The organism is Microbacterium sp. NRRL B-14842 (assembly GCF_050470785.1).
Genome location: NZ_JBFLUM010000001.1, coordinates 1,008,092 through 1,027,301 on the forward strand (window position 1 = coordinate 1,008,092; position 19,210 = coordinate 1,027,301).

At 67.7% G+C, this 19,210-nt stretch carries 18 protein-coding genes; 10 read left to right on the forward strand and 8 right to left on the reverse strand.

What is annotated here, in order from left to right:
- The first annotated feature begins 43 nt into the window (after positions 1 to 43).
- The 5 genes from dnaE to AB1285_RS05100 all read left to right on the forward strand — a co-directional run bounded on the left by dnaE (position 44) and on the right by AB1285_RS05100 (position 7,640).
- Positions 44 to 3,562, forward strand: a complete 3,519-nt coding sequence (gene dnaE / locus AB1285_RS05080; RefSeq protein WP_259954726.1) for a DNA polymerase III subunit alpha — start codon at positions 44 to 46, stop codon at positions 3,560 to 3,562.
- Between the two features lie 67 nt (positions 3,563 to 3,629).
- A complete protein-coding gene (locus tag AB1285_RS05085; RefSeq protein ID WP_370428845.1) occupies positions 3,630 to 4,805 on the forward strand; it encodes a hypothetical protein in 1,176 nt (391 codons plus the stop codon).
- A gap of 1 nt (position 4,806) precedes the next feature.
- Positions 4,807 to 6,111, forward strand: a complete 1,305-nt coding sequence (gene hisD / locus AB1285_RS05090) for a histidinol dehydrogenase (protein ID WP_187661783.1) — start codon at positions 4,807 to 4,809, stop codon at positions 6,109 to 6,111.
- A gap of 10 nt (positions 6,112 to 6,121) precedes the next feature.
- Entirely contained in the window at positions 6,122 to 6,592 is a 471-nt protein-coding gene (gene nrdR, locus AB1285_RS05095) for a transcriptional regulator NrdR (protein ID WP_187661782.1), read from the forward strand.
- Positions 6,593 to 6,602: 10 nt separating this feature from the next.
- Positions 6,603 to 7,640: a quinone-dependent dihydroorotate dehydrogenase gene (locus AB1285_RS05100; RefSeq protein WP_370428844.1), complete on the forward strand. Its 1,038-nt coding sequence runs from the start codon at positions 6,603 to 6,605 to the stop codon at positions 7,638 to 7,640.
- Here AB1285_RS05100 and AB1285_RS05105 read toward each other — a convergent pair.
- Positions 7,615 to 8,187, reverse strand: a complete 573-nt coding sequence (locus AB1285_RS05105; protein WP_060921218.1) for a DUF3043 domain-containing protein — start codon at positions 8,185 to 8,187, stop codon at positions 7,615 to 7,617. The genes AB1285_RS05100 and AB1285_RS05105 overlap by 26 nt on opposite strands.
- 45 nt (positions 8,188 to 8,232) lie before the next feature.
- Between AB1285_RS05105 and AB1285_RS05110 the strand changes: the two genes are divergently transcribed.
- From AB1285_RS05110 to AB1285_RS05130, 5 genes are all read left to right on the forward strand, one after another.
- A complete protein-coding gene (locus tag AB1285_RS05110) occupies positions 8,233 to 9,636 on the forward strand; it encodes a dipeptidase (protein ID WP_187661780.1) in 1,404 nt (467 codons plus the stop codon).
- A 66-nt stretch (positions 9,637 to 9,702) separates the two neighbouring features.
- Positions 9,703 to 10,065 carry an iron-sulfur cluster insertion protein ErpA gene (gene erpA, locus AB1285_RS05115; RefSeq protein ID WP_187661779.1) on the forward strand — a complete coding sequence of 121 codons (363 nt, stop codon included), beginning with the start codon at positions 9,703 to 9,705 and terminating at the stop codon, positions 10,063 to 10,065.
- 139 nt (positions 10,066 to 10,204) lie between these two features.
- Positions 10,205 to 11,101, forward strand: a complete 897-nt coding sequence (gene ctaC, locus AB1285_RS05120; RefSeq protein WP_187661778.1) for an aa3-type cytochrome oxidase subunit II — start codon at positions 10,205 to 10,207, stop codon at positions 11,099 to 11,101.
- A 3-nt stretch (positions 11,102 to 11,104) separates the two neighbouring features.
- On the forward strand, positions 11,105 to 12,838 hold the full coding sequence (gene ctaD, locus AB1285_RS05125; protein WP_187661777.1) for an aa3-type cytochrome oxidase subunit I: 1,734 nt from the start codon (positions 11,105 to 11,107) through the stop codon (positions 12,836 to 12,838).
- Positions 12,839 to 12,841: 3 nt separating this feature from the next.
- Entirely contained in the window at positions 12,842 to 13,276 is a 435-nt protein-coding gene (locus AB1285_RS05130) for a cytochrome c oxidase subunit 4 (RefSeq protein ID WP_025105064.1), read from the forward strand.
- Between the two features lie 64 nt (positions 13,277 to 13,340).
- On the opposite strand, the gene AB1285_RS05135 is transcribed toward AB1285_RS05130, so the two are convergent.
- From AB1285_RS05135 to ctaE, 7 genes are all read right to left on the reverse strand, one after another.
- Positions 13,341 to 13,760 (reverse strand): rhodanese-like domain-containing protein, encoded by a 420-nt coding sequence (locus AB1285_RS05135; protein ID WP_187661776.1) that lies wholly within the window; start codon positions 13,758 to 13,760, stop codon positions 13,341 to 13,343.
- A gap of 77 nt (positions 13,761 to 13,837) precedes the next feature.
- Positions 13,838 to 14,365 carry a GNAT family N-acetyltransferase gene (locus AB1285_RS05140; protein ID WP_370428843.1) on the reverse strand — a complete coding sequence of 176 codons (528 nt, stop codon included), beginning with the start codon at positions 14,363 to 14,365 and terminating at the stop codon, positions 13,838 to 13,840.
- Positions 14,362 to 14,649 carry a Rid family hydrolase gene (locus AB1285_RS05145; RefSeq protein ID WP_370428842.1) on the reverse strand — a complete coding sequence of 96 codons (288 nt, stop codon included), beginning with the start codon at positions 14,647 to 14,649 and terminating at the stop codon, positions 14,362 to 14,364. Before AB1285_RS05145 ends, AB1285_RS05140 begins: the two co-directional genes overlap by 4 nt.
- Positions 14,650 to 14,726: 77 nt before the next feature.
- Positions 14,727 to 16,541: a cytochrome bc1 complex cytochrome b subunit gene (gene qcrB / locus AB1285_RS05150; RefSeq protein WP_187661773.1), complete on the reverse strand. Its 1,815-nt coding sequence runs from the start codon at positions 16,539 to 16,541 to the stop codon at positions 14,727 to 14,729.
- On the reverse strand, positions 16,538 to 17,614 hold the full coding sequence (gene qcrA / locus AB1285_RS05155) for a cytochrome bc1 complex Rieske iron-sulfur subunit (RefSeq protein ID WP_187661772.1): 1,077 nt from the start codon (positions 17,612 to 17,614) through the stop codon (positions 16,538 to 16,540). The genes qcrB and qcrA overlap by 4 nt, the downstream gene beginning before the upstream one ends.
- Positions 17,615 to 17,650: 36 nt before the next feature.
- Positions 17,651 to 18,451, reverse strand: a complete 801-nt coding sequence (gene qcrC, locus AB1285_RS05160) for a cytochrome bc1 complex diheme cytochrome c subunit (RefSeq protein WP_187661771.1) — start codon at positions 18,449 to 18,451, stop codon at positions 17,651 to 17,653.
- Between the two features lie 20 nt (positions 18,452 to 18,471).
- Positions 18,472 to 19,125, reverse strand: coding sequence for an aa3-type cytochrome oxidase subunit III (ctaE, locus tag AB1285_RS05165; protein ID WP_101845082.1), 654 nt, complete (start codon positions 19,123 to 19,125; stop codon positions 18,472 to 18,474).
- Positions 19,126 to 19,210: the final 85 nt, after the last annotated feature.

Here is a 19,210-nt window from a genome sequence, read left to right on the forward strand (position 1 = left end):
CGCGACGCATGCCGGTGTCCGGGGCCGAACGTAGACTCGAAGCATGGCATCCGACTCCTTCGTCCACCTGCACGTGCACAGCGAGTACTCGATGCTCGACGGGGCCGCGAAGATCAACGCGATGACCCAGGCGGCCGCCGATTACGGCATGCCGGCGATCGCGGTGACGGACCACGGGAACACCTTCGCGGCGTTCGAGTTCTACAACGCCGCGCGCAACGCCGGCATCAAACCCATCGTCGGTCTCGAGGCCTACGTCACCCCGGGCACGCACCGCAGCGACAAGACCCGGGTGCAGTGGGGCTCGGCGGACCAGCGCAGCGACGACGTCTCGGGTTCGGGCGCCTACACCCACATGACCATGTGGAGCCAGAGCACCGAGGGCATGCACAACCTCTTCCGGCTGAGCTCGCTGTCGAGCATGGAGGGCTACTACTTCAAGCCCCGCATGGACCGCGAGCTGCTCCAGACGTACGGCAAGGGTCTCATCGCCACGACGGGGTGCCCGTCGGGGGAGGTGCAGACCCGGCTCCGGCTCGGCCAGTACGACGCCGCCAGGGCCGCGGCGGCGGAGTTCCAGGACATCTTCGGCAAGGAGAACTACTTCGCCGAGATCATGGACCACGGTCTCTCCATCGAGCGCCGTGTCATGACCGACCTGCTGCGGCTCGCGAAAGACCTCGGCATCCCGCTCGTGGCCACCAACGACTCGCACTACACCCACCAGCACGAGGCCGACGCCCACGCCGCCCTGCTGTGCGTGCAGTCCGGCTCCACGCTCGACGACCCGAACCGCTTCAAGTTCGACGGCGACGGCTACTACATCAAGACCGCCGCCGAGATGCGGCAGCTCTTCCGGGACCACCCGGAGGCCTGCGACAACACGCTCCTGATCGCCGAGCGCTGCGAGGTCGAGTTCAACACCTCGGCGAACTACATGCCGCGGTTCCCGGTCCCGGACGGCGAGACCGAGGACAGCTGGCTGATCAAGGAGGTCGAGAAGGGCCTCCACTACCGGTACCCCAGCGGCATCCCGGACAAGGTGCGCAAGCAGGCCGAGTACGAGACCGGGATCATCCTGCAGATGGGCTTCCCCGGCTACTTCCTCGTCGTCGCCGACTTCATCAACTGGGCGAAGGACAACGGCATCCGCGTCGGCCCGGGTCGTGGCTCCGGTGCCGGCTCGATGGTCGCCTACGCGATGAAGATCACGGATCTCGATCCCCTCGAGCACGGTCTGATCTTCGAGCGCTTCCTCAACCCCGACCGCGTCTCGATGCCCGACTTCGACGTCGACTTCGACGATCGTCGCCGCGGCGAGGTCATCGAGTACGTGACCCGGAAGTACGGCTCCGAGCGCGTCGCGCAGATCGTCACCTACGGCACGATCAAGTCGAAGCAGGCCCTCAAGGACGCCGGTCGCGTGCTCGGGTTCCCGTTCAGCATGGGGGAGCGGCTCACCAAGGCGATGCCCCCGGCGGTGATGGGCAAGGACATGCCGCTGGACGGCATGTTCGATTCCGCGCACCCCCGCTACAAGGAGGCCAGCGAGTTCCGCGCCCTCATCGAGACCGATCCGGAGGCGAAGACCGTCTTCGACCGGGCTCTCGGGCTCGAGGGGCTGAAGCGGCAGTGGGGCGTGCATGCCGCCGGCGTCATCATGTCGTCCGAGCCCCTGCTCGACATCATCCCGATCATGCGCCGGGAGCAGGACGGCCAGATCGTCACGCAGTTCGACTACCCGTCGTGCGAGTCCCTCGGCCTCATCAAGATGGACTTCCTGGGCCTCCGGAACCTGACGATCATCTCGGACGCGCTGGACAACATCCGGATGAACCGCGGCGAGGAGCTCGATCTGGAGCACCTCGGGCTCGATGACCCCGCCGTCTACGAACTGCTGGCCCGTGGCGACACCCTCGGCGTGTTCCAGCTCGACAGCCCGCCGCTGCGCTCGCTCATGCGACTCATGAAGCCGGACAACTTCGGCGACATCTCGGCCCTCATCGCGCTGTACCGTCCTGGACCGATGGGAGCGAACTCCCACACCAACTACGCGCTGCGCAAGAACGGTCAGCAGGAGATCTCCCCGATCCATCCCGAGCTGGCGGAACCGCTCGCGGAGATCCTGGAGGAGTCCTACGGACTCATCATCTACCAGGAGCAGGTCATGGCGATCGCGCAGAAGGTCGCCGGATTCAGCCTCGGTCAAGCCGACATCCTGCGCCGCGCGATGGGCAAGAAGAAGAAGTCCGAGCTGGACAAGCAGTACGCGGGGTTCGCGGCCGGAATGACCGAACGCGGCTTCGGCGAGGGGGCGGTCAAGGCGCTCTGGGACATCCTCCTCCCGTTCTCCGACTACGCCTTCAACAAAGCGCACTCCGCTGCGTACGGTCTCGTGTCGTACTGGACCGCGTACCTCAAGGCGCACTACCCGGCCGAGTACATGGCCGCGCTCCTGACGAGCGTCGGCGACTCGAAGGACAAGATGGCGCTCTACCTGAACGAGTGCCGCCGGATGGGCATCAAGGTGCTGCCGCCGGACGTCTCCGAGTCGATCAACTTCTTCGCGGCCGTCGGCGACGACATCCGCTTCGGTCTCGGCGCGGTCCGCAACGTCGGCACGAACGTCGTCGACGGCATCGTGCAGTCCCGCAAGGACGAGCGGTTCACGTCCTTCCATCACTTCCTCGACAAGGTTCCCCTGCACGTCGCCAACAAGCGCACGGTCGAATCGCTCATCAAGGCCGGTGCCTTCGACTCGATGGGGGACACCCGCCGGGCGCTCCTCGAGATCCATGAAGACGCCGTGGAGGCGGCGGTCGACAGGAAGCGGAACGAGGCGCAGGGCGCCATCGGCTTCGATTTCGACAGTCTCTACGACGGGATGGAGGAGGCGGCGCCCGCGAAGGTGCCCCCACGTCCGGAATGGATCAAGAAGGACAAGCTCGCGTTCGAGCGCGAGATGCTCGGCCTCTACGTCTCGGATCATCCGCTCGCCGGTCTCGAGGTGCCGCTCGCGAAGCACGCCTCGATCTCCATTCACGACCTCAACAACTCCGAGGATCTGCAGGACGGCGATCAGGTCACCGTGGCGGGCCTCGTCACCAGCGTGCAGCATCGTGTGGCGAAGGCGAGTGGGAACCCGTACGGCATGATCACCGTGGAGGACTTCAACGGTGAGGTCACCGTGATGTTCATGGGCAAGACCTACCTCGAGTTCCAGCACACCCTGCAGCAGGACGCCATCCTCGCGGTGCGTGGACGGGTCTCGCGCCGTGACGACGGGCTGAACCTGCATGCGCAGTCCGCGTTCGCACCCGACATCGGCTCCTTCGACGCTGCAGGCCCGCTGTCGCTCGTCCTCGCCGAGCAGCGCGCCACCGAGCGGGTCATGACGGAGCTGGCCGAGGTCCTCCGGCGGCACAGCGGGGACACCGAGGTGCTGCTCCGCGTGCACCGCGCGGGCACGGCGAAGGTGTTCGAGGTGCCCATGCCGGTGAAGGTCTCGGCCGACCTCTTCGGTGACCTCAAGTCTCTGCTCGGACCGACCTGTCTGGGGTGAGCGGGTAGGATCGGGAGCCGTCGAGAGCACCGGAAAGTCGTGGTGCGCCGATGAGGAAAGGACGACTATGAGCACGGATCTTCCCGAGCCGGACGCCGAAGCGGTGTTCAGCGATGAGGACGGCGTCCTCTACGACGACGAGGTCACGCCGGAGTACGGCATCCTCGGCTTCACGCTGCGCGAGCTGCTGATCGTGGGCGTCTGGCTGGTCTCCTTCCTCGTCTCCTTCTTCCCGCTCAGCGGCGGCATCTCCCTGTGGGGCATCGGCATCCAGTGGATCCTGCCGATCGGCGTGCCCACGGTGGCCGTCTTCCTCCTCGTCCTCCGGCGCTTCTCGCCGGACGGCATCCGTCGCGTCGGTTCGCTCGGCATCGACCAGTTCGCCTCCGTGGCGTTCTCGGTCGCGGCCTGCGTGTGGGCCGGCAACCTGTGGCTCGCCCTCTCGGCGGTCATCTCCACGGGGAACTGGGGGCTGCCCTGGAACGCGGTCGTGCAGGTCATCACCTCCACCGCCCTCGTCGTCCTCACCGTCTTCGCGCCTCTCATCCCGGGACTCAAGGAGGATTTCCAGGGGCGGCTCGTCACGCTCGCCCACCGCAACGCGAACCCCGTGCGCCCGGTGATCGCACGCCCGCGTCCCGAGGCGACGCCGAGTGGATCGGCGGCCGAGGCGGCTGTCGAGGCGTCTGCGGACGCCGTCCCCCAGAGCTCTCCTGCCGCGGATGAGACGGCCACCGCCGACCGCGGCGCCTCCGTGGACGACGCGGATCGCGTTCCGCTCACCGCACACGCCTCGGGTGGGGGGACCGGAACCGTCCCTGTCACCTCGGAACCCGAGTACACCCCGGTCTACTCGCGGCGTTCCCGCGGGGAGCAGCCCGAGATCGTGTCCGACACCGGCAGCATCGAGTCGCTGCTCGGCGCCAAGGCACTCTCCGAGGAGGAGCTCGCCGCCGCCCAGGAGCCGACACCGGACGACGCGACCGCTGTGCACCCGGTGATCAGCGACCACGCCGATCCGCAGGCTGCCGCTCAGCGACAGAGTGCTGTTGAGGCGCAGCCCTTCTGGATCCTCGCCCCGACGGAGCGCGACGTGCACGACGAACGCGGAGAGCCGATCTTCCGCATCGGCCCGACCGCCTGGGCACTCGTGATCGAGGACCGGGGCGGCGCCTTCGTCGTGCGTCACGACGACGGCCGTATCGGCTACCTCCACGACATCGCCGGCATCACGAAGGGCTGACATGCGCACGATCGATCTGCGGGGGCGCGAGCTCTCGCCCGCTGACATGCTCGCCGCCGTCCCGCGCGCGACCCAGGCTCGGGCCGAGGCGCTCGACACCGCGGCGCGCCTCGTGGACGACGTGCGGGAACGCGGCGAGGACGCGCTGCGCGAGCAGGCGGAGCGCTTCGACCGCGTCGTCGGTCACGCGGTTCGTGTTCCGGAGTCCCACCTCGCGGAAGCCCTGTCGGATCTCACTCCCACGGTCCGCGCAGCGCTCGAGGAGGCCATCCGCCGTGTGCGTCTCGCCTCGGCCGCGCAGGTCCCCGCCCCGCAGGTGACGCGGATCGGCGAGGGAGCGACCATCACGCAGCGGTGGCAGCCGGTGTCTCGCGTCGGGGTGTACATCCCCGGGGGCAAAGCCGTCTACCCGTCCAGCGTGGTCATGAACGTCGTCCCCGCGCAGGTCGCCGGGGTGCAGCAGATCGCCCTCGCCTCGCCGCCGCAGGCGGATCAGGACGGCCGTGTCCACCCGACGATCCTCGCCGCGGCGGCGCTGCTCGGCGTCTCCGAGGTCTATGCGATGGGCGGGGCCGGAGCCATCGGAGCACTCGCCCACGGCGCCGCGAGCCTGGGACTCGATCCGGTCGACGTGGTATCCGGACCGGGCAACAACTACGTCGCGTCGGCGAAGCGTGCCGTGGCCGGGGTCGTCGGCACGGACTCCGAGGCCGGCGCGACCGAGATCCTCGTCGTCGCGGACGCCGCGTCCGACCCCCGTCTCATCGCCGCCGACCTCGTCAGCCAGGCCGAGCACGACGAGCAGGCCTCGGCCGTCCTCGTGACCGACGCGGTGGAGATCGCCGAGCAGGTCAGGGCCGAGGTCGAACGGCAGGCTGCGCGCACCCGGCACAGCGAGCGCGTCGCGGCGGCGTTGTCCGGGCCGCAGTCGGCGATCGTGCTCGTGGACGACAGGGCGGCGGCGATCGCGTTCAGCAATGCCTACGCCCCGGAGCACCTGGAACTGCACCTCGCCGACGCGGAGGAGGCGGCCACCGTCTTCACGAGCGCGGGTGCCGTGTTCGTCGGCGATCAGACGCCGGTCAGTCTCGGCGACTACATGGCCGGCAGCAACCACGTCCTGCCGACGGGCGGGCAGGCGCGCTACGCCCCGGGCCTCGGTGCGTACACGTTCCTCCGCCCGCAGCAGGTCGTGTCGTACGACCGCGACGCCCTCGCCGCCGTCCGGGACGGCGTCGTCGCGCTGGCCGACACCGAGGTGCTCCCCGCCCACGGCGAGGCGATCGAGGCCCGTTTCACCGCGTAGGATCTGTCAGATGCACTGCCCCTTCTGCCGTCACCCCGATTCCCGGGTCATCGACTCGCGCACCAGCGACGACGGGCTCTCCATCCGTCGTCGTCGCCAGTGTCCGGAATGCGGGGGACGTTTCTCGACGACGGAGACCGCGAGCCTGAACGTCATCAAGCGCTCGGGCGTCATGGAGCCGTTCAGCAGGGAGAAGGTCATCTCCGGAGTGCGGAAGGCCTGTCAGGGGCGTCCCGTGACCGAGGCAGACCTCGCGATCCTCGCGCAGCGCGTGGAGGAGGCGGTCCGGCAGACCGGTGTCTCCCAGCTCGACACGAACGAGATCGGCCTCGCGATCCTCGGACCGCTCCGGGAGCTCGACGAGGTCGCGTTCCTCCGCTTCGCGAGCGTCTATCAGGCGTTCGACTCGCTCGAGGACTTCGAGTCCGCCATCGGCGACCTCCGGGCCGACCACGCCAAGGCGGAGGCGGCGGACCGGTAATCTGGCAGGGATGTATCCGCTGCTCTTCCGCGCCGCCCTCTCGCGCTTCGATCCCGAGTTCGCCCACCACGCCGGTATGGCGGTGATCCGCGTGCTCGGTGTGCCGCCGTTCTCGTGGGCCACGCGCGCGATGACCCGGCCCGACCCCTCCCTGCGGGTCGAGGCGCTGGGGCTGACGTTCCCTTCGCCGTTCGGCGTCGCGGCCGGGTTCGACAAGAACGCCGTCGGCGTCCGTGGCCTGGCAGCGCTCGGCTTCGGGCACGTCGAGGTCGGAACGGTCACGGCCGTCCCGCAGGAGGGCAATCCGAAGCCCCGGCTGTTCCGACTGGTCGAGGACCGCGCGGTGATCAACCGCATGGGCTTCAACAACCGTGGTGCGGATGCCGCAGCCCGTCGTCTCGCCCGGCTTCGTCGTGGCGCGCCCGACACGGTGATCGGCGTCAACATCGGCAAGAGCCGTGTGGTGGACGTCGAGGACGCCGTGGCGGACTATGTCGCGTCGGCCACCCGACTGGCCCCGCTCGCCGACTACCTCGCCGTCAACGTCTCGTCGCCGAACACCCCTGGACTTCGCGGTCTGCAGGCCGTCGAGACGCTGGCGCCGTTGCTGCGGGCCGTCCGCGAGGCAGCCGGGGCAACCCCGCTGCTTGTGAAGATCGCCCCCGATCTGCCGGATGACGAGATCGCCGCGATCGCGCGCCTCGCCGTCGAGGAGGGGCTCGCGGGCATCATCGCGCACAACACGACGATCAGCCGGGACGGGCTCCGCACCGATGCGGCCGCTGTCGAGGCGGCCGGCGCGGGCGGTCTCTCCGGTGCTCCGCTCAAGAAGCGGTCGCTCGAGGTCCTCCGGGTCGTCCGCACCGCGGTCCCCGAGGACTTCTGCGTGATCGCGGTGGGCGGTGTCGAGACGGCGGCGGATGTGCAGGAGCGTCTGGATGCCGGGGCCACCCTGGTCCAGGGCTACACGGCGTTCCTCTACCGCGGACCGTTCTGGGGCCGCGAGATCAACCGGGGACTGGTCAGTCCGGGTACTGCCCGCGCTTGACCTGCGGCTTCGGCAGACGCATGAAGCGCATCTGCAGGGCGCGCATACCCGCGTACCAGCCGAGGCCCTTCTCGACGCGGTCCTTGCCGAACTTCGCGGCCGCCTTGCGCTTGACCCGCATGCCGAGGAGGATCATGCCGCCGATCGCGATGACGAGGTACGCCATCATGAACAGGTACGCGTAGAACGAGATCATCATGTTCGTCGGCAGCAGCGAGGCCAGGATGACGAGCACCATGACCCCCATGACGAACTCGGCGGGGTGCCAGCCGGCGTCCACGTAGTCGCGCACCCACCGACGCTGCGGGCCCTTGTCGCGCGCGGGGAGGTACTTCTCCTCGCCTGCGGCCATGCCCGCCTGCGCCTTCGCGCGGCGCTCGTTGAGCTCGGCGCGGGCCGCGGCCTTGGCCTCCTTGGTGTTCGCCACGAGGGGGCGGCGACGGGCGGCCTCCTGCTCGGCGCGGGTCGGCGTCGCGCGTCCCTTGCCGACGGCAGGCGTCTGGGGGGCGTCGTCGTTCGTCGAAGGGGAGGCGGGGGTAGTGGCCACGAGGTTCCTCGGTTCGCTGGGGTGGGTCGCCTTAAGATTACTCGCATGACCTCACCTGCTCTTCCCAGCGAGTCCGACGCCGCCGTCCTCGAAGCCGTCGCCACCGGTATCCCCTCCGCGCTGTCGGACCTCGGGAACCTCGTGCGCATCCCCGGCATGGCCTGGCCTGCCTTCGATCAGACGCAGCTGGAGCGCAGCGCCGACGCCGTCGCCACCCTCGCGCGTGGCACCGGCGTCTTCGACGAGGTGACCGTGCTCCGCGCGGACATCCCCGGCACCGACGAGCAGGGTCAGCCCGCGGTGCTCGCGACGCGCGCGGCACGGAACGGCAAGCCGACGATCCTCCTCTACGCCCACCACGACGTGCAGCCCCCGGGGGACGACGCCCTGTGGGAGACGCCGCCGTTCGAGCCCACCGTGCGGGACGGCCGCCTGTACGGCCGCGGCGCCGCAGACGACAAGGCGGGGATCATGGCGCACATCGGGGCGATCCGCGCGGTCGCGGAGGTGCTCGGCGACGACCTCGACCTCGGCATCGCGATGTTCGTCGAGGGGGAGGAGGAGTACGGTTCGCGGTCCTTCGCCCAGTTCCTCTCCGACAACAAGGACGCCCTCCGCGCCGACGCGATCGTGGTCGCGGACTCCGGCAACTGGGACTCGGTCACGCCCGGCCTGACCGTCTCGCTCCGTGGCAACGCGCGCTTCACCATGAAGGTGCGCACGCTCGACCACGCCTCGCACTCCGGGATGTTCGGCGGAGCGGTGCCCGACGCCATGATGGCGACCGTGCGGCTCCTCGCCACACTGTGGCACGAGGACGGCTCCGTCGCCGTCGAGGGGATGACGGCGCGGGACGCCGAGACCCCCGAGTACACCGAGGAGACGCTGCGCGACGAGGCCGGGCTCCTGCCGGGGACCACGCCCATCGGTGACGGCACGATCCTCAGCCGCATCTGGAACAAGCCTTCCGTCACGGTCATCGGCATCGATGCGACGAGCGTCGCCGCGGCTTCGAACACCCTGCTCCCTGAGGTGACCGTGGTCATCAGCGCGCGTGTGGCCCCCGGACAGTCCGGCCAGGACGCGTACGAGGCTCTCGAGCGTCACCTCCGCGCACACGCGCCCTTCGGTGCCGAGCTGACCTTCTCCGACGTGGACCTCGGCAACCCTTTCCTCGTGGACACCAGCGGGTGGGCCGTCGCGCTCACCAGGGATGCCATGCGGGACGGGTACGGTGTGCCCCCGGTGGATCTCGGTGTCGGCGGGTCGATCCCGTTCATCGCGGATCTCGTGCGGGAGTTCCCCGAGGCGCAGATCCTCGTCACCGGCGTGGAGGATCCGCACTCCCGCGCGCACAGCCCCAACGAGTCGCTGCATCTGGACACCTTCCGGCACGCCGTGGCGACCGAGGCGCTGCTGCTCGCCCGTATGAACGCGCGTGAGATCTGAGCCTTCCGTCCCCACCGGCGGTAGAATCGTCGAAGAGCCCGTACCCGGCCCGTCATGAGGAGCGACATGAGCGACACCATCCTGTCCGCAGAGACCACCAGCGCACACGGCGTCAAGCTGACGGACGCCGCCGCCACGAAGGTGAAGAACCTCCTGGAGCAGGAGGGCCGCGACGACCTGCGTCTGCGCGTCGCCGTGCAGCCCGGCGGCTGCTCGGGCCTGATCTACCAGCTCTACTTCGACGAGCGTTTCCTCGAGGGTGACGAGACGGTCGACTTCGACGGCGTCGAGGTCATCGTCGACAACATGAGCGTTCCCTACCTCGACGGCGCCTCGATCGACTTCAAAGACACCATCTCGGAGCAGGGCTTCACGATCGACAACCCGAACGCGGCGGGCAGCTGCGCCTGCGGCGACAGCTTCCACTGACACGTTCTTCCCGCGAACGGCCGTCGTCACCTCGCGTGACGGCGGCCGTTCCGCTTCTCAACCTGCATGGTTGGCATGAATCAGGTGTGAGGTTGCTCTAGACTTGAACATGCCTTGTCCGCGATCTGAAAGGTGCATCGTGCCCTCGAAACGCCGCCTTCGTTGGGCCGCACTCCCTGTGGGAGTTGTGGCAGCTGTGGCTCTGGCGGGATGTACTCCCACCGAGCTGAACGGCTTTCTTCCGGGCTTCGTGGACGGTGGTCCGGCAGCAACCAACCAGACGGAGCGCGTCTCGTCCCTCTGGGTGAACTCCTGGATCGTTCTCCTCGCGGTCGGCGTCGTCACCTGGAGCCTCATGGCCTGGGCTGCGATCGCGTACCGCCGGCGCAAGGGCCAGACCGGCCTCCCGGTGCAGATGCGCTACAACATGCCGATCGAGATCTTCTACACGATCGTGCCGCTCATCCTCGTGCTCGGCATGTTCTTCTTCACGGCTCGCGATCAGACCGAGATCGAGACGAAGTGGGATGACCCCGACGTCGAGATCACCGCGATCGCCAAGCAGTGGGCATGGGACTTCCAGTACAACGGTGAGACCGAAGAGGACACCGTCTGGACGATGGGCATCCAGGCCCAGCCGGACGCCGCAGGCAACATCGACCAGTCCGAGCTGCCGACGCTGGTGCTCCCGGTCGACCAGAAGGTCACGATCAACCTCCAGTCGCGCGATGTCATCCACTCCTTCTGGATCATCGACTTCCTCTACAAGAAGGACATGTTCATCGGGAAGGACAACTCCTGGTCCTTCATCCCCACCCGCGAGGGCGAGTACGCCGGCAAGTGCGCCGAGCTCTGCGGCGAGTACCACTCGATGATGCTCTTCAACGTGAAGGTCGTCTCGCAGGACGAGTACGACGCCTACCTCGAGTCCCTCGAGGAAGAGGGCAACACCGGGGACATCACCGACGCGTACGACCGTCTCTCGAACCTCCCCGGCACCTCCGGGAAGACCGAAACCGAGGAAGGAGAGGAGTAAGCCATGTCGACCACTGAAGCTCCTCGCACCGACGAGGCACCCCGCTCCCGTCCCACCACCCTGCCCGCGCGTCAGGCCGCTCTGATGAGCTCCTCGCGTGTGGAGCAGAAGGGCAACATCGTCGTCAAGTGGATCACCTCCACTGACCACAAGACGATCGGGTACATGTACCTCATCGCCTCGGTGATGTTCTTCCTCCTCGGTGGCGTGATGGCGCTTGTCATCCGTGCTGAGCTCTTCGCGCCGGGGATGCAGATCGTCCCGACGAAGGAGCAGTACAACCAGCTGTTCACGATGCACGGCACGATCATGCTGCTGATGTTCGCGACGCCGCTGTTCGCCGGCTTCGCCAACGCGATCCTGCCGCTGCAGATTGGTGCTCCGGACGTCGCCTTCCCGCGTCTGAACGCCTTCGCGTTCTGGCTGTTCCTGTTCGGCTCGACCATCGCGGTCGCCGGCTTCCTCACCCCGCAGGGTGCGGCCTCGTTCGGGTGGTTCGCCTATCAGCCGTTGGCCAACGCGTCGTTCTCGCCAGGAGCGGGCGGAAACCTGTGGATGCTCGGTCTCGGCATCTCGGGCTTCGGCACGATCCTCGGTGCAGTGAACTTCATCACGACGATCATCACGATGCGCGCGCCCGGCATGACGATGTGGCGCATGCCGATCTTCAGCTGGAATACGCTCATCACCAGCCTGCTGATCCTGATGGCCTTCCCGGTCCTGGCCGCGGCGATCTTCGCCGCCGCCGCCGACCGTGTGCTCGGTGCCCACATCTACGATCCGCAGAACGGCGGAGTCCTGCTCTGGCAGCACCTGTTCTGGTTCTTCGGCCACCCCGAGGTCTACATCATCGCGCTGCCGTTCTTCGGCATCGTCTCCGAGATCTTCCCGGTGTTCAGCCGCAAGCCGATCTTCGGATACAAGACCCTCGTCTACGCGACGATCGCCATCGCCGCGCTGTCCGTGGCCGTGTGGGCGCACCACATGTACGTCACCGGCTCGGTGCTCCTGCCGTTCTTCGCCCTGATGACGATGCTCATCGCGGTGCCGACGGGTGTGAAGATCTTCAACTGGATCGGCACGCTCTGGCGAGGTTCGGTGACTTTCGAGACGCCGATGGTGTTCGCACTGGGCTTCCTCGTCTCGTTCGTCTTCGGTGGTCTCACCGGTGTGATCCTCGCGGCCCCGCCGCTCGACTTCCACCTCAGCGACTCGTACTTCGTCGTGGCGCACTTCCACTACGTGGTGTTCGGCACGGTGGTGTTCGCCATGTTCGCCGGCTTCTACTTCTGGTGGCCGAAGTGGACGGGCCGCATGCTCAACGAGCGCCTCGGCTACGTGCACTTCTGGATGCTGTTCGTGGGCTTCCACATGACCTTCCTCATCCAGCATTGGCTCGGTGTCGACGGCATGGTCCGGCGCTACGCGGATTACTCCGCGGCGGACGGTTGGACCTGGCAGAACCAGGTCTCCACGATCGGCGCGATCATCCTGGGTGCCTCGATGCTGCCGTTCTTCCTGAACGTCTGGATCACGGCACGCAAGGCGCCCAAGGTCACGGTGAACGACCCGTGGGGTTACGGCGCCTCGCTCGAGTGGGCCACCTCGTGCCCGCCGCCGCGGCACAACTTCACGTCGATCCCGCGCATCCGTAGCGAGCGTCCGGCCTTCGACCTGAACCACCCGGAGGCCGCGGAGTTCGCGACCACCGCACCCGGCGAGCGAGAGGGCCACTGAGTCATGCGCGACAACGTCATCATCTGGTGGGTCCTGACCGCGTTCTTCGCCCTCGTCGGCGTCGTCTACACCGGCTGGAACATCCTGGCTCACCCCGGCCTTCCGCTCGTGAACCAGATCGAGTGGGTCGGCACGGTCGCCCTGTTCTTCTCGGCCTTCATGGGCGCCATGGTCGCGTTCTACCTGGACCGGACGCACAAGGCGCAGAACGGCGAGCTGCCTGAGGACATCCTCACGTCGGACATTGACGACGGCGACCCCGAGCTCGGCGAGTTCAGCCCGTGGTCCTGGTGGCCGCTGGTCCTCGCGGCATCGGCCGGCGTGTTCGTCGTGGGCCTCGCGGTCGGGCACTTCCTCCTCCCGATCGGTCTGGCCATCTTCGTGGTCGCCATCGTCGGCTGGGTCTACGAGTACTACCGCGGCAACTTCGCCCGCTGAGTCCCCGCACACGAAGGAAGGCCCCCGGATCACTCCGGGGGCCTTCCTCGTTTGGGTGCCGTGGTCAAGCCCGGGTACGGATCCGGGGGATGCCGGTGAGCGGGTCGATCGGGCGATGGTGCACGCCGTCGGCGTCTTCGACGGGGTACCCCTCGCGGACCCAGTACTCGAAGCCGCCGATCATCTCGCGCACGCGATAGCCGAGGCGCGCGAACTCGAGCGCACCGCGCACACCACCGTTGCACCCCGGGCTCCAGCAGTACACGACCACGTCGGCGTCGCGGGGGATCTCTCGCGGCGCCCTGTCCGCGATCTCGCTGTGGTGCATGTGGACGGCTCCGGCGACGCGCCCTTGAGCCCATGCTTCGGTCGAGCGCACGTCGACCACGACGAGGGGGCGGCCAGCGGCGCGATCAGCATGGACGTCGCTCGGGTCGGTCTCATAGGCGAGGCGGGCAGCGAAGTAGTCGGCACGGTCGATCATGAGTTCAGATTACGGAACGCGGGCGCCGCACGGATGAGTGTTCCCGTCGCGCATCGCACGAATCCTGCCGATCCTCCTCAGAGCGGTGCGGTCATCTGGATCCGTCGGCCGTGGACGGAGAGGTTCAGCCGTTCTTCGACGCCGACGAGCGCGCGCAGGAAGTCGGTGTCCGGCGCGGACTCCTCGAAGCCGCACCGGGCGTAGAAGGGGGCGTTCCACGGCACGTCCGCGTAGGTGCGCAAGGTGATGCGCCTATGGCCTCGACGTCGCGCCTCCTCCTGCGCGGCCACCACCAGCGCGCGTCCGACGCCGCGGCGGGCGTGCTCCGGGCGCACGGAGAGCTGCTCCAGGTGCGCCTCCCCGTCCACCTCGAGGACGTGCGCGAAGCCGACGGGCGTCGAGGGATCGTCGGCATGCTCGTCGGCGGGGGAGGGGAGAGCCGCCACCAGGACGAACCCCGGGGCATCCTGGCGTTCCTCGTTCGAGGTGGGGGGTGGCCACGACCGCGCCCCGAAACGCTCGATCAGGATGAGGTCGGCGGCGCGCTCGAGCTGTTCGAGAACGACGTGGTCGGCGGCGGTCGCGAACCGGATGAGTGGCCTCATCGGGCGGTGACGAGTTCGCGCTGCGCGGAGGAGGCCGCCAGGACCCGCGTGCTGATGACATCCGTCAGGGTGGCACCGGCGGCCTGGAGAGCCTGCTCCAGGGTCTCCACGCATCGTGCGGCTTGCGCCGCGTCGTCGCCCGGAGCCGTGGTCGTGCCGTTGTCCTCGAGGGGGCAGGCTCCGGCGAGGAAGACGAGACGGGCGTCCGCGGGTGCGGTCGCTGCATAGGCGTCGGGGGCATCGGCGAACTGAGGTGCGCGGAGCAGACGGACGACGGATGACATGGTTCGATCCTCTCATCGGGGGAGAACGACGAAGGCCCCGTCCGAGCGGACGGGGCCTTCGCGAGGGGGAGTGACGATTACTCGTCGTCCTCCGACTTCTTCTTCCGAGGCTTCTTGACCGGCTCGGTGGAGATCACCGTGCTGGGCGTGTTCGGAGTCTCATCGACGTGCGTCTCGTCGACCGTGAGCGGGGCGTCCGGGAAGCCGGCACGCTCGTGAGCGCCCTGGATCTCGGCGACCTCGGCCGCCTCATTGCCCTCGGTGACGTGGTGCTGGTGAGCGTCCGCGGCGTCGATCTCGGCCTGCGTGAGCGGGGCGAGGCGATCCTCGAAGAACCAACGCGACATCGCCGAGCGGAGGTTCTCCGTCCACGGGATGCGGCCCTTCGCGTTCGGACGGACGACGAGCGGCTCGTAACCGTCGATGTCGATGAGCTTCCAGCGGTCGTACTTGTCGACCGGCTGGTGCACCTCGATGAACTCGCCGCCGGGGAGACGCACGATGCGGCCCGACTCGAAGCCGTGCAGGACGATCTCGCGGTCCTTCTTCTGGAGCGCGATGCAGATGCGCTTCGTGACGAAATAGCCGATGATCGGGCCGAGGAACAGCAGCGCCTGCAGCGTGTGGATCACGCCCTCCATGGTGAGCATGAAGTGCGTCGCGATGAGGTCGGAAGAGGCCGCCGCCCACAGGACCGCGTAGAAGATGACGCCGGCGACGCCGATCGCGGTGCGGGTGGCCGCGTTGCGCGGGCGCTGGGCGATGTGGTGCTCACGCTTGTCACCGGTGACCCACGCCTCGATGAAGGGGTAGATCGCGACGATGACGATGAACAGGCCGAGCACGGCGACCGGGGCCAGGATCCCGAACGACCAGGTGTGGTCGAGGAACACGATGTCCCAGTTCGACGGCGCCAGACGGAGCGCGCCGTCTGCGAAGCCGATGTACCAGTCGGGCTGCGTACCCGCCGAGACGGGGGAGGGGTCGTACGGTCCGTAGTTCCAGATCGGGTTGATCTGGAAGAACGTCGCGATCAGCACGATGGTGCCGAAGACGATGAACAGGTAGCCGCCCATCTTGGACATGTAGACCGGCATCATCGGGTAGCCCACGACGTTGTCGTTCGTCCGGCCGGGGCCGGCGAACTGCGTGTGCTTGTTGATGATCATGAGCATCAGGTGCACGGCGATGAAGGCGATGACCAGCATCGGCAGCAGCAGGATGTGCAGCGTGTACAGGCGTCCGACGATGTCGGTACCGGGGAACTCGCCGCCGAAGAGGAGGAACGAGGTCCAGGTGCCGATCAGCGGGAGACCCTTGATCATGCCGTCGATGATCCGGAGGCCGTTACCCGAGAGCAGGTCGTCGGGGAGCGAGTAGCCGGTGAAGCCCTCCGCCATCGCGAGGATGAACAGCACGAAGCCGATCACCCAGTTGAGCTCGCGCGGCTTGCGGAACGCACCCGTGAAGAACACGCGGAGCATGTGCACACCGATGCCGGCGATGAACACCAGCGCGGCCCAGTGGTGGATCTGGCGGACCAGCAGACCGCCGCGGAGGTCGAACGAGATGTGCAGCGTCGACTCGAGGGCCGACGACATCGCGATGCCGCGCATGGGGGCGTACGCGCCGGTGTAGTGGGTCTCCACCATGGAGGCCTGGAAGAAGAACGTCAGGAAGGTTCCGGACAGGAACACGACGACGAAGCTCCAGAGCGCGATCTCACCGAGCATGAACGACCAGTGGTCGGGGAAGATCTTGCGACCGAGCTCCTTGACGAAGCCCGAGAGGCTGGTGCGCTCATCGATGTAGTTCGACGCGGCGCCGACGAAACGGCCGCCGAGAGGCGCCTTGGTGTCCTTCTCGTCCTTGGACAGCGTTGCGGTGCTCAATGGCGCTCCCAGAAGCTCGGGCCGACGGGTTCGGTGAAGTCGCTGCGTGCGATGAGGTAGCCCTCGTCGTCCACGGTGATGGGCAGCTGGGGCAGCGGCCGGGCGGCCGGGCCGAAGATGACCTTCGCGTGGTCCGTGACGTCGAACTGCGACTGGTGGCACGGGCACAGCAGGTGGTGGGTCTGCTGCTCGTACAGCGCGACGGGGCAGCCGACGTGCGTGCAGACCTTGGAGTAGGCGACGATGCCGTCGTAGGACCAGTCCTTGCGGTCCTCGGCCTCAGTGAGCTGCTCGGGGCGGAGGCGCATCATCAGCACGATGGCCTTGGCCTTCTCCTCGAGGTAGCCCTCGTCGTGTCCGAGCTCCGCGAGGTCCTCGGGGATGACGTGGAAGGCGGAGCCGAGCGTCACGTCCGCTGCGCGGATGGGGGTGCCGTCCGGGTCGCGCACCAGGCGCATGCCCTCGTCCCACATCGTGTGCTTCAGCAGCGCGACCGGGTCGCCCGCGGTGGGGTCGTCCGGCGTCGAGTGCGGAGCGAGGCCGCGGAACAGCGTCACGCCGGGGATGATCGACGCCACGATCGCGGCGAACAGCGAGTTGCGGATCATCGTGCGGCGTCCGAACCCGGACTCCTCGTTCGCGTCGGAGAACGCCTTGATGGCGGCCTCACGCGTGGAGTCCTTGCCCCGGGTGGGGTGGCGGTGCTCGATGAACTCCTTGTCGGACATCAGAGCCTTGGACCAGTGGATGGCACCGATTCCGAGGGCCAGCAGCGCGAGGGCGATGCCGAGGCCGATGAAGAGGTTGTTCTGACGGATGTCGATGAGCGCGCCGCTCTCGATCGGGAACAGCATGTAGGCGGCGACCGCCCAGATGCTCCCGGCGAGGGACAGGTAGAACAGCGTGTAGACGGTGCGGACCGCGGTCTTCTCGGCGCGCGGGTCCTTGTCGGTCATCCGCTCACGGTGCGGCGGAAGACCCGGGTTCTGCACGGGATCGCTGACTGCGACACCCAGCCCCGGAGAGGGCTGGTAGGCCCTGTCAAGAGCCTGCGAGTCGTCGTCGTGTGCCATGGTGCTCCTCGTACGTTCCTCTTCGATGAATAAGCGTCAGTTGGACTTCGCCGTGATCCACACGGTGATGGCGACCAGAGCGCCGATACCGAAGATCCACACGAACAGGCCCTCGGAGACCGGTCCGAGCGAGCCGAGGGAGAAGCCGCCGATCTGGACGGACTGCTGCTGGAAGAGCAGAGCCGAGATGATGTCGCGCTTGTCCTCGTCGGACAGGTTCATGTCGCCGAAGACCGGCATGTTCTGCGGGCCGGTGACCATGGCGGCGTAGATGTGCAGCGCGCTGGTCTCGGTGATCGCCGGAGCGTACTTGCCCTCGGTCAGTGCGCCACCGGCGGCGGCCACGTTGTGGCACATCGCGCAGTTGACGCGGAAGAGCTCGGCGCCGTGCGCCACGTCACCCTCGCCGTCGAGGATCTTCTCGGAGGGGAACTCCGGTCCGGGGGCCTCGGACTGCACGTAGGCGGCCATCGCGAGGATCTGCTCCTCGGTGAACTGCGGCTCCTTCTGGGGGGCCTGCGGTCCCTGCATCTGCAGCGGCATGCGGCCGGTCGACACCTGGAACTCGACCGCGAGCTCGCCGACGCCATAGAGGCTCGGGCCGTTGGGGGTGCCCTCCAGGTCGAGGCCGTGGCAGGTGGCGCAGTTGGCCGTGAACAGCTTCTCGCCGTCCTCGACCGTCAGCTGCGTCGATGCCGTGGGCGCGTCGTTGGCGGCGAATGCCGCGGTCGCACCCGCGTACACAGCGCCGGTGATCATGAGGCCTGCTCCGATGAGCGCGGCCGCCGCCAGTGGGCTGCGACGACCGCTCGAACGGCGCTTCTTCTCTCGTGCCATCTCGGGGATCAGCTCCGCTCTTATTTCAGGAAGTAGATAACGAAGAACAGCACGATCCAGACGACGTCGACGAAGTGCCAGTAGTAGGACACCACGATCGAGGAGGTCGCCTCCTTGTGCCGGAAGTTCTTGACGGCGTACGCGCGGCCGATCACCAGGAGGAACGCGACGAGTCCGCCGGTGACGTGGAGGGCGTGGAAGCCGGTGGTCAGGTAAAAGGCCGAGGCGTAGGCGTCAGCCTGGATGGGCATGCCCTCCGCGACCAGCTGTGCGTACTCCCAGACCTGGCCGGAGACGAAGATCGCGCCCAGGGCGAAGGTGAGGAAGAACCACTCGACCATGCCCCAGCCGAACAGGCGACGGCGGCCGGCGCCGTTCTTCTGTCCCTTGCCGATCTTGTACGGCTGCAGGTCCTCCGCCGCGAACACACCCATCTGGCAGGTGAACGAGGAGAGCACGAGGATCGCCGTGTTCACTGCCGCGAAGGGGACGTTCAGGAGCTCGGTACGGTCGGCCCACAGCTCGGGTGAGGTGCTGCGGAGGGTGAAGTAGATCGCGAAGAGTCCCGCGAAGAACATCACCTCGCTGCCGAGCCACACAATGGTGCCGACAGCTACCGGGTTGGGCCGCTTGATGGTTCTCGCCGCCGGGGCATACGTCGCTGAGGTCGTCACCCCTCCATTATGGCCGATCCGCGAGCGTGATTCTTGCACCCCCGCCCCTCGATTCGCCCGTCGATGACTTAGGAGACCCTAAGAA